Origin of the sequence: Nocardia neocaledoniensis, from assembly GCF_029868625.1 — a bacterium.
Classification (GTDB): domain Bacteria; phylum Actinomycetota; class Actinomycetes; order Mycobacteriales; family Mycobacteriaceae; genus Nocardia; species Nocardia neocaledoniensis_A.
In genome coordinates this window covers 1-9,565 of record NZ_JARWOJ010000169.1, presented here as the reverse complement: position 1 = coordinate 9,565, position 9,565 = coordinate 1, and the positions used below count along the sequence as shown (strand labels likewise).

The window sequence follows — 9,565 nt, the reverse complement described above, 5'->3', positions numbered from 1 at the left end:
GGCCGGCGGGGGGGCGGGCCCCCGGGTCGGGCCCCGGGTGGACCCCCGGTTTTGGCGGGGGCGGGGGGGGGTGGGGGTGTTAAGCGCCGCCTCCGCTATACCTATCACGGGGCCGGGGGCCTGTTCCGTGGCCGCGTCGAGTCCCGGATCGCCGAAGCAGGCGATGACGTAACCGTCCACACCCTCCGCCTCCCCGCGCCGGATCGCCGCCAGCAGACCCGGCACGCTCATGGCCTCGTCGTAGTGGCTCTCGATGGAGGCGGGCCCCATTTCCGAGGTGACCGCGTCGAGCACCGTGCCCGGGCCCGCGACGGCCAGCGCGCACCGCTCGATCGTCGCGGTCATCGCGCGCGTGGTGTTCGGGTTGATCACCCTGATCCGCATCAGGCTCCGGCCTCCTCGGTGGCCGCCGCGCGCTTGGCCGCGGTCAGCAGGTAGTAGGTGGCGAATCCGACGCCGCAGCCGATGAACCAGCTGTACTGGGCGGCGGTGTGCATGCCACGCAGACTGTTGAACAGCACCGGGAACACCGCGACGGTGGCGCCGACCGCGGTCGCGATGATCGCGGCGGGGTGATATCCCTTGCGGTACCAATAGGTTCCGCGTTCGGACATGGTGAACAGGTCGTCGACGATCACCTGCTGCTTGCGCACCAGGTAGTAGTCGCAGATCAGCACCCCGAACAGCGGACCGATGAACGCGCCGAGCACCTCGAGCGTGTAGTGGATCACGTCGGGGTTGTTGTAGAGATTCCACGGGGTGATCAGCACCGAACCGACCGCGGCGATCATGCCGCCCGCGCGCCAGCTGATCCGCTGCGGGCTCACATTCGAGAAATCGAAGGCGGGCGAAATGAAATTGGCGACGATATTGATGCCGATCGTGGCGACGGTGAACGTGAGCGCGCCCAGCACGATCGCGAAGGTGGAATCGATCTTGGCGACGGTGGCGACCGGATCGGTGATCAGTTCACCGTAGACGGGCACCGTCAGCGACGCGGTGATCACGACCAGCAGCGAGAACAGCAGGAAATTCACGGGCAGTCCGAGCAGATTGCCGGCCCGCACGGCGCGATAGCTCCTGCCGTAGCGGGAGAAGTCGCCGAAGTTCAGCATCGGTCCGGAGAAATAGGAGACCACCAGCGCGATCGCGCCGAGCATCACCGGAACCGACGCCCAGCCGGTGTACTTCACCTCGCCCAGGCTCAGGTCGATGGCACCCCACCCGGCTTTCGCGATCAGATAGCCGCACAGCACGAACATCACCACGTACACGGCCGGTCCGCAGAAGTCGATGAATTTGCGGATCGAATCCATACCGCGCCAGAACACGCACGCCTGCACCACCCACAGCAGCAGGAAGCTGCCCCAGCCGAGCAGCGACAACCCGAGGAAGCCGTAGTCGGCGGTGACGGCGTAGGGCGCCAGCCCCGGAAACAGCTTCACCAGCACGACATCCAGCGCGGCGGAGGCGAGAAAGGTCTGGATGCCGTACCAGGCCACCGCGATCAAGCCGCGGATGATCGCGGGGATGTTCGCGCCGAGCACGCCGAAGGCACTGCGGCAGATCACCGGATAGGGCACCCCGGTCACCTGACTCGGTTTCGCGACCAGATTGCAGAAGAAATAGACGATGGTGATGCCGATGAGCAATGCCGCCAGCACCTGCCAGCTCGCCAGACCGAGTGCGAAAAGGCTACCGGCGGTGACATATCCGCCGACGCTGTGCACGTCCGACATCCAGAAGGCGAATATGTTGTAAGTGCCCCAGCGTTGTTCGCGCAGCGGAGCCAGATCGTCGTTCGTCAGCCGGGGGTCGTATTTCGGCGGATCACCGGCGGGAACACCCGCGGCGGAGGTGATGGTGTCGGTCATGATCGTTCCCGTCCGAAGGGGTGAATCTGCTGCGCTGACGGTAAGTATCAGCAGTTGCCCCACGGTTTCCCGACCGTTTCCCGGCTATTGCACCGAAGATATATCTTCCGGCGCGAGCAACCCGGTATCGGTGGGCAGGGTGGCGATGACCGATTCCAGCCTGCGGTGGTGTTCGTCGGCGTGCGCGAGCAATCGGTCGACGTCGCGGGCGAGGAACGCGTCGAGCATCGCGATGTGGTCGATGTGCAGCCGTTCCCGGTCGCACCGGTCGATGTGCACCATCGGCTGCGCGGGTTCGGTGATGTTCCAGGCCGCCTCCAGCATGTGCAGCAGCCGGAACATCCGGGACGGGCGGGTCAGCGCGACGTGGAAGCTGCGCGACTGCCGCTGATACGCCGCCGGATCGTCGTCGAGGATGGCGCGCTCGAGCAGCTCGTTCACGGCGAGCAGATGCGCGCGTTCGGCATCGTCGGCGTTGGCGGCCGCGGCCGCGAGCGAGGCCGTCTCCAGGGTGTCGCGCACGATGTACATCTCCCGCAGTTCGCGCGCCGTGAGCTGGGCCACCTGATATCCGCGTTGCTGACGGTGGGTGACCAGCCCCTCCCCGATCAGGGTCTTGAGCGCCTCACGCACCGGGATGTGGCTCACGCCGAACAGTTCGGCCACCTCACGCAGCGGAATCACCGTGCACGGCGGGACGGCGCCGTCGAGGATCACCCGGCGCAGTTCGCCGAGGATCACCTGCGGGCGGCCCGGCTCGTCGACCACCAGCCGGGCGAGCAGCGCCGATCGTCGTCTCTGGGTCATCGACTCATGCTATGGACGATCTGTTGCGGCCGCAGTCCCCTGTGTGACGGTCAGGAAACGATCACCGTACCGGTCGGTCCAGGAATGGGAATGGCATGCTCGGGGGATGGGAGTTTCGACAACGCAGTCGGTGGATCGCCGTTTCGTCAGCCTGGTCACCATGTTCGACAGCCTGTTCCGCACGCCCGCGCACGGCGGCGGCGCGCTGTGCGTGTACCTGCACGGTGAACCGGTGGTGGATGTGTGGGCGGGCTACTCCGCCCCCGGTGTGCCGTGGTCCGCGGACTCCGTCGCGCTGGCCTTCTCCACCGGAAAAGGCGTGGCGTCCACGGTGATCCATCAGCTCGCCGAACGCGGTCAGCTCGACTACGACACCGCCGTCGCCGAGTACTGGCCGGAATTCGCGGCGGCGGGCAAGGCGCACATCACCGTGCGCGACGTGCTCACCCACCGCGCCGGTCTGCACCGGCTGCGCGGGCTGCTCCCCGGGCCGGTCGAACGGTTCCTCGACGACGAGGCCGTCACCGCCGCCCTCGCGGCGGCCACCCCCGACCCGCGGCACCGGGTCACCAGCGGCTATCACGGGATCAGCTTCGGTCACCTGGCCGCCGAGCTGGTGCGCCGGGTCACCGGTCGCGAGTTCGTCGACGTGGTGCGCACCGAACTCGCCGAACCCCTCGGCGCCGAAGAACTCTGGTTCCGGGTGCCGAAGGAGGAGCGGCATCGCATCGCCACCACCTTTCCCCGGTTGCGCGCCGCGGGCATGGAGTGGGAGCGCGGCTCGGACCTGCTCACCCGCACCAGGTTCGCGGCGGCCGCGGAGACCACGCCGCGCGGTTTCGCCGACCTCATCGTCGATCCCCGTATCCACGATTCGGTGATGCCGGGCGTGAACGGGGTGTTCTCGGCACGCGCGCTGGCCAGGGTGTACGCCGCCCTCGCCAACAAGGGCGAGCTCGAGGGCACCCAGGTGCTGCGGCCCGAGACGGTGCGGCGCATGTCCACCCGGCAGGTGTTCACGCCCGACTATGTACTCGCCTTCCGCATCCCGTGGGCGCTCGGGTTCCACGGCGTGCCGATGAAACCGTCCAAGGCCGACCCGATCTCGGCGTTCGGGCACTTCGGCCTCGGCGGTTCCGGCGCGTTCGCCGACCCCGCGACCGGGCTGTCGCTGGCCTTCGTGACCAACCGTCTCGGCGGCAAGCTCACCCCGCTCGGCGACGCCCGGCTCACCCGCCTCGGCACCCGCGCGCACAACATCGCCAAGGCCGCCGCCCTCGCCTGAGTGCGCGGCGGCGGGCTGGCACGATGTGGCCCATGGAGAGCGTCGGGATCGAACAGGTCGAGGCGGCGGCGCGGTTGCTCGCGCCGGTGATCCGGCGCACGCCGACCGTGGGGTCGCGGGTGCTGTCGGAGCGGATCGGGACGCAGGTGCTGCTCAAGTGCGAGAACCTGCAGCGGACCGGGTCGTTCAAGCCGCGCGGCGCCTACAACCGGATCGCGAATCTGCCCGCGGCCGAGCGGGCGCGCGGGGTGGTCGCGGCGAGCGCGGGCAATCACGCCCAGGGCGTGGCGTGGTCGGCCGCCGAGCTGGGCATCAGCTCGACGGTGTTCATGCCGATCGGCGCATCGCTGCCCAAGCTGGTAGCGACCCGCGCCTACGGTGCCGAGGTGCATCTGGTGGGCGACACCATCGATGAATCACTGCTGGCTGCACAGGAATTCGCCGAACGCACCGGTGCGACGCTGATCCATCCGTTCGACCATCCCGACATCGTCGCGGGCCAGGCGACGGTCGCGCTGGAGATCCTCGAGCAGGTTCCCGATGTCGGGACCGTCGTCGTGCCGACCGGTGGCGGTGGGCTCCTGGCGGGGATCGCGGTCGCCCTGCACGCGCTGGCGCCGCACGTCGAGGTGATCGGGGTGCAGGCGGCCGAGGCGGCGGCCTGGCCGGATTCGCTCACCGCGGGCAAGCCGGTGCGCGTGCCGAGGATGGCGACCATGGCCGACGGCATCGCGGTCGGGTTGCCCGGCGCCGTACCCTTCGCCCATGTGGCCGAGTTGGTGCGCGAGATCGTCACGGTCGACGAGGACGCGCTGTCCAAGGCGCTGCTGCTGTGCCTGGAGCGCGCCAAGCTCATCGTCGAGCCCGCGGGCGCCGCAGGGGTCGCCGCCCTGCTCACCCCCGCCCTGCGCGAGCGCGACCTGCCCGGCCCGGTCGTCACGGTCCTGTCCGGCGGCAACATCGACCCACTGCTGCTCACCCGGGTGATCGGACACGGTCTCAGCGCGGCGGGCCGCTATCTGGCGATGCGGGTGACCATCGCCGACCGCCCCGGCGCCCTGTCCGAGCTGCTCCGGGTCGTCGGCCGCGCGGGTGCGAGCGTGGTCGACGTCGTGCATTCGCGCACCGGCATGTGGCTGGCCGTCGACGAGGTCGAGGTGTCGCTGACGGTGGAAACGCGCGGTCCCGCCCACCGGGATGATGTCCTGGACTCCTTGCGCGACGCGGGATTCAGGGTGCGCGCCGAGCTCTAGCGTGACCGAATCGCTGCTCAGGTCGGTGGACCGGAGCCGCAGAGCGCCTCCCCGCGGGGGCGGGCAATGCGAGCCACCGTGGCGCAATGCCGCACGAGCACCCCCGAACTCGCGCGGCGCGGTGATCTTTGAGACCGGTGCGGCGCAAGTGCCGGTAGTCCGGTGAATCAGTGTGCGCCACCGAGTTCCAGAGCCAGCACGCCGAGGATCACCAGACCGATCCCGCCGACCTGCACCAGGGTGAGGCGCTCGCCCAGGAACAGCACGCCGATCGCCGCGATGGCCGCGACACCGACGGCCGACCAGATCCCGTAGGCGACACCGATACCCATCCCGCGCTTCAACGCCTGGGACAGGAAGTAGAACGCGGTGCCGTAGCCCACCACGACGATGATCGAGGGCACCAGCTTGGTGAACCCTTCGGACAGCTTCAGCGACACCGTCGCGGTGACTTCGGAGGCGATGGCCAGCGCCAGGAACAGCAACGTCATGGGCGCAGAGTAGCCCGGCGCCCGAATCAGCCGCTCCCGTGCGAGATCAGCTCAGCCAGGCGCGGGCGTCCTCGGCGGACGCGCGCACCTCGTCGAGCTGCTCGGCGACGCGGACACCGGCGGTGCCGCCCCTGGCGTTGCGGGAGGCGATGGAGCCCTCGACCGTGAGGACTTCGCGCACACCCGCGGTCAGCGCCGGATCGACGGCGGCGAACTCCGCGTCGGTGAGTTCGTCGAGGCCGACACCGCGGCCCTCGGCGACCCGCACGCACGCGCCGGCCGCCTCGTGCGCCACCCGGAACGGAACACCTTGGCGCACCATCCATTCCGCGATGTCGGTGGCGAGGGTGAAGCCGGCGGGGGCGAGTTCGGCCATCCGGTCGGTGTGGAAGGTCAGCGTGCCCACCAGGCCCGCGATGGCGGGCAGCAGCAGCTCGAGCTGGGCGACCGAGTCGAACAGGGGCTCCTTGTCCTCCTGCAGGTCCCGGTTGTAGGCCAGCGGCTGGGCCTTCAGCGTGGCGAGCAGGCCGGTCAGGTTGCCGATCAGGCGACCCGCCTTGCCGCGGGTCAGCTCGGAGACATCGGGGTTCTTCTTCTGCGGCATGATCGACGAGCCGGTCGACCACGCGTCGGCGAGGGTCACGTACCCGAATTCCGGTGTGCTCCAGAGGATGACCTCCTCGGCCATCCGGCTCAGGTCGACACCGATCATGGCGAGGACGAACGCGGCCTCCGCGGCGAAGTCACGCGAGGAGGTCGCGTCGATCGAATTGGCCGCCGCGGCGGTGAAATCCAATTCGGCGGCGATCTGCTCGGGGTCCAGGCCCAGCGAGGAACCGGCGAGCGCGCCCGAGCCGTAGGGCGAGATCGCGGCACGCTTGTCGAAGTCGCGCAGGCGTTCCAGATCGCGCAGCAGTGGGTGCGCGTGCGCGAGCAGATGGTGCGCGAGCAGCACCGGCTGGGCGGCCTGCAGGTGCGTCTTGCCCGGCATCACCGCGTCGGGATGCGCCGCGGCCTGGGCGACGAGCGCGTCGACCACATCGAGCACGCCCGCGGCGACCCGGCGCACGCCGTCACGCAGCCACATCCGGAACAGCGTGGCCACCTGGTCGTTGCGCGAGCGGCCCGCCCGCAGCCTGCCACCGAGCTCGGCGCCGACCCGCTCGATCAGTCCCCGCTCCAGCGCGCCGTGCACGTCCTCGTCCGAGTCGGCGGGACCGAACGCGCCCGAGGCCACGTCGGCGGCCAGCGCGTCCAGACCGGCCAGCATGCCGGACAGATCTTCCGCGGAGAGCAGGCCCGCCTTGTGCAGGACCCGGGCGTGCGCCTGGGAGGCGCGGATGTCGTAGGGCGCCAGCGCCCAGTCGAAGTGCGTGGACTTGCTCAGCGCCGCCATCGCCTCGGCGGGCCCGGACGCGAAGCGCCCACCCCAGAGGGCACCGGTGTTCGTGCTGCCGCCGTCGGTCATGGTGTGCTGTCTCCTCGGGATAGAAGTGCGGGGGGATGCCGATGTCCACCGTAACCAGCGGCGCGGGTGCCGCCCGCGTCGGCGTCGCCACGAGTCCGGTCGACCCGGGCGGGCGCACACATGCCGCGTCCCCGGCCCGTCGGATGTCGGAGCCGGGGACGCGGTGGTGCGGTGTTACTTCTGGTTCAGGTCGCGCCGCGCGGCGACCTTCGAGGACAGGCCGTGGATCTGCACGAAGCCCTTGGCCAGCGACTGGTCGAAAGTGTCGCCCTCGTCGTAGGTGGCCAGGTTGAAGTCGTAGAGCGACTGCTCGGAGCGGCGGCCGTTGACCACGGCGGAGCCACCGTGCAGCACCATCCGGATGTCGCCGGAGACCTGCTGCTGGGTGTCCTGCACGAAGGCGTCCAGGGCGCGCTTGAGCGGGGAGAACCACAGGCCGTCGTAGGCCAGCTCGCCCCAGCGCTGCTCGACCTGACGCTTGTAGCGGCCCAGCTCGCGCTCGATGGTGACGTTCTCGAGCGCCTGGTGCGCGGTGATCAGCGCGATGGCGCCCGGCGCCTCGTAGATCTCGCGGCTCTTGATGCCGACGAGCCGGTCCTCGACCATGTCGAGGCGGCCGACGCCCTGGCGGCCCGCGCGGGTGTTCATCTCCTCGATGGCCTGCAGCACGGTGACGGGACGGCCGTCGATGGCGACCGGCACACCCTTGTCGAAGGTGATGATGACCTCGTCGGGCGCCTCGAAGTTCACCGTCGGGTCGGCGGTGTAGTCGTAGACGTCCTTGGTCGGCGCGTTCCACAGGTCCTCGAGGAAGCCGGTCTCGACCGCGCGGCCCCACACGTTCTGGTCGATGGAGAACGGCGACTTCTTGGTGACGTTGATCGGGAGGTTGTTCTCCTCGGCGAAGGCGATGGCCTTCTCGCGGGTCCAGGCGTAGTCACGGACCGGGGCGATGACGTCCAGGTCGGGTGCGAGCGCGCCGATGCCGACCTCGAAGCGGACCTGGTCGTTGCCCTTGCCGGTGCAGCCGTGCGAGACGGTGGTCGCGTTGTGGAACTTCGCGGCCTCGACCAGGTGCTTGACGATCAGCGGACGGCTGATGGCCGAGACCAGTGGGTACTGGCCCATGTACATGGCGTTGGCCTGGATGGTCGGCAGGCAGTACTCGTCGGCGAACTCGTCGCGCGCGTCGACCACGATCGCCTCGACGGCGCCGCAGTCCAGGGCTCGCTGGCGCACCACGTTCATGTCCTCGCCACCCTGGCCCAGGTCGATGGCCACGGCCACCACCTCGGCACCGGTCTCCTTCGCGATCCAGCTGATGGCGACGGAGGTGTCCAGCCCACCGGAGTAGGCGAGTACGACGCGATCGGACATGTCTGTTGTGCTCCTCGAGGTGTTGTCGTTCCGCTGCGCGGGCTGCCCTGAGCAGTATGGATGCTCCGGCCGCCGAGTCGGCTCGCGCCGTTGCTGCAAATGATTATGCACGATGATGCAATCTCATTCATCACCGGGGGTTACGCCTCTCGGCCAGGGCGCCAGAAAACCGCGATCACCTGCGATGACACCGCTCGGCATCTTGGCAGCAAACCCTGAATGTGAGACGGTGGTCACAGCAGATTCGGAACCGGTCGGGATCAAGGAGTACGTCATCATGCAGCAGCTACGAGATTTCGCCCAGGACAACTACGACCTGATCGGCCATGTCGTTATCGGACTCGGAAACCTCGGCCTGACCGTCGCCAAGGTCGTCATCGACATGGGCGCGCCCCTGCTGCAGCCGTTCTTCACCTAGCCCGCGGCGCCCCGACCAGGAGGAGAAGATCATGACCGAGGACGCGATCCTGCAGTTCCTGTCCGACCACTACGAATCCGGCGCCACCGTCGGCCTGCACATCGGCCGGGTGTTGTTCGACCTGAGTTCGCCGCTGGCCTTGGCGATCCTGAACTTCCTCGCGTCCTGAGCGAACCCGCTCGCCCCGGTTCGTGTGGCACTCTGGGAGAGCACTATTCGGCTCGCCAGACGTGAGGACGAACAAGATGCTCCACTACATCGCGCAGGAATTCTCCACCCTCGGCAACGGGGTTCTCGAGGTCGGCCGGGCGATCGTCTCGCTCGTCCAGGACATCATCGACGTCGCGACACCGAACAATCAGGGCGGCGGTGGCGGCGGGGGCCAGTACCCGTTCAACTGACCGGCGTGGGTTGCGGGCCCCCCCCCCCCGGCACCCCGAGTATACGCCCCTGGGCGCCCGCGCTCCGGGACACGTCGGGGGCGCCATGGGGGGTATAATTGGGGTCGGGGCGGGGGGGGGCCCGTACCCCACGCCGGTCAGTTGAACGGGTACTGGCCCCCGCCGCCACCGCCGCCCTGATTGTTCGGTGT

General features: G+C 69.1%; 11 protein-coding genes. 5 read left to right on the top strand and 6 right to left on the bottom strand.

Annotated features, from left to right (window positions below; translation table 11 throughout):
* The 3 genes from QH270_RS12095 to QH270_RS12085 all read right to left on the bottom strand — a co-directional run.
* On the bottom strand, positions 1 to 384 hold a 384-nt coding region (locus tag QH270_RS12095; protein ID WP_280340981.1), incomplete at its 3' end, for an aspartate/glutamate racemase family protein.
* Complete coding sequence (locus QH270_RS12090; RefSeq protein WP_280340979.1) at positions 384 to 1,874, bottom strand: NCS1 family nucleobase:cation symporter-1; 1,491 nt, start codon at positions 1,872 to 1,874, stop codon at positions 384 to 386. The genes QH270_RS12095 and QH270_RS12090, both read right to left, overlap by 1 nt.
* Positions 1,875 to 1,958: 84 nt before the next feature.
* Positions 1,959 to 2,681: a GntR family transcriptional regulator gene (locus QH270_RS12085; protein ID WP_110040514.1), complete on the bottom strand. Its 723-nt coding sequence runs from the start codon at positions 2,679 to 2,681 to the stop codon at positions 1,959 to 1,961.
* A gap of 106 nt (positions 2,682 to 2,787) precedes the next feature.
* Here QH270_RS12085 and QH270_RS12080 point away from each other — a divergent pair, with 106 nt between their 5' ends.
* Together QH270_RS12080 and ilvA are read left to right on the top strand one after the other, a co-directional pair.
* Positions 2,788 to 3,966, top strand: a complete 1,179-nt coding sequence (locus tag QH270_RS12080) for a serine hydrolase domain-containing protein (protein ID WP_280340973.1) — start codon at positions 2,788 to 2,790, stop codon at positions 3,964 to 3,966.
* Between the two features lie 23 nt (positions 3,967 to 3,989).
* Positions 3,990 to 5,219: a threonine ammonia-lyase gene (gene ilvA / locus QH270_RS12075; RefSeq protein ID WP_280340971.1), complete on the top strand. Its 1,230-nt coding sequence runs from the start codon at positions 3,990 to 3,992 to the stop codon at positions 5,217 to 5,219.
* A gap of 167 nt (positions 5,220 to 5,386) precedes the next feature.
* On the opposite strand, the gene QH270_RS12070 is transcribed toward ilvA, so the two are convergent.
* The 3 genes from QH270_RS12070 to QH270_RS12060 all read right to left on the bottom strand — a co-directional run bounded on the left by QH270_RS12070 (position 5,387) and on the right by QH270_RS12060 (position 8,555).
* Positions 5,387 to 5,710: a DMT family transporter gene (locus QH270_RS12070; RefSeq protein WP_280340969.1), complete on the bottom strand. Its 324-nt coding sequence runs from the start codon at positions 5,708 to 5,710 to the stop codon at positions 5,387 to 5,389.
* Positions 5,711 to 5,756: 46 nt separating this feature from the next.
* Positions 5,757 to 7,178 carry an argininosuccinate lyase gene (gene argH / locus QH270_RS12065; protein ID WP_280340967.1) on the bottom strand — a complete coding sequence of 474 codons (1,422 nt, stop codon included), beginning with the start codon at positions 7,176 to 7,178 and terminating at the stop codon, positions 5,757 to 5,759.
* A gap of 174 nt (positions 7,179 to 7,352) precedes the next feature.
* On the bottom strand, positions 7,353 to 8,555 hold the full coding sequence (locus tag QH270_RS12060) for an argininosuccinate synthase (protein WP_280340965.1): 1,203 nt from the start codon (positions 8,553 to 8,555) through the stop codon (positions 7,353 to 7,355).
* A gap of 229 nt (positions 8,556 to 8,784) precedes the next feature.
* Here QH270_RS12060 and QH270_RS12055 point away from each other — a divergent pair, with 229 nt between their 5' ends.
* The 3 genes from QH270_RS12055 to QH270_RS12045 all read left to right on the top strand — a co-directional run bounded on the left by QH270_RS12055 (position 8,785) and on the right by QH270_RS12045 (position 9,374).
* Positions 8,785 to 8,973, top strand: coding sequence for a hypothetical protein (locus QH270_RS12055; RefSeq protein ID WP_280340963.1), 189 nt, complete (start codon positions 8,785 to 8,787; stop codon positions 8,971 to 8,973).
* Between the two features lie 31 nt (positions 8,974 to 9,004).
* Entirely contained in the window at positions 9,005 to 9,142 is a 138-nt protein-coding gene (locus QH270_RS12050; RefSeq protein ID WP_280340962.1) for a hypothetical protein, read from the top strand.
* Between the two features lie 76 nt (positions 9,143 to 9,218).
* Entirely contained in the window at positions 9,219 to 9,374 is a 156-nt protein-coding gene (locus QH270_RS12045; RefSeq protein ID WP_167456418.1) for a hypothetical protein, read from the top strand.
* Positions 9,375 to 9,565 lie beyond the last annotated feature (191 nt).

Excerpts from the sequence above, each read along its gene's own strand:
- QH270_RS12045 (WP_167456418.1), top strand. The coding sequence starts at position 9,219 with ATGCTCCACTACATCGCGCAGGAATTCTCCACCCTCGGCAACGGGGTT.
- QH270_RS12070 (WP_280340969.1), bottom strand. The coding sequence starts at position 5,710 with ATGACGTTGCTGTTCCTGGCGCTGGCCATCGCCTCCGAAGTCACCGCG.
- QH270_RS12050 (WP_280340962.1), top strand. The coding sequence starts at position 9,005 with ATGACCGAGGACGCGATCCTGCAGTTCCTGTCCGACCACTACGAATCC.
- QH270_RS12080 (WP_280340973.1), top strand. The coding sequence starts at position 2,788 with ATGGGAGTTTCGACAACGCAGTCGGTGGATCGCCGTTTCGTCAGCCTG.
- QH270_RS12085 (WP_110040514.1), bottom strand. The coding sequence starts at position 2,681 with ATGACCCAGAGACGACGATCGGCGCTGCTCGCCCGGCTGGTGGTCGAC.
- QH270_RS12090 (WP_280340979.1), bottom strand. The coding sequence starts at position 1,874 with ATGACCGACACCATCACCTCCGCCGCGGGTGTTCCCGCCGGTGATCCG.
- argH (WP_280340967.1), bottom strand. The coding sequence starts at position 7,178 with ATGACCGACGGCGGCAGCACGAACACCGGTGCCCTCTGGGGTGGGCGC.
- ilvA (WP_280340971.1), top strand. The coding sequence starts at position 3,990 with ATGTGGCCCATGGAGAGCGTCGGGATCGAACAGGTCGAGGCGGCGGCG.
- QH270_RS12060 (WP_280340965.1), bottom strand. The coding sequence starts at position 8,555 with ATGTCCGATCGCGTCGTACTCGCCTACTCCGGTGGGCTGGACACCTCC.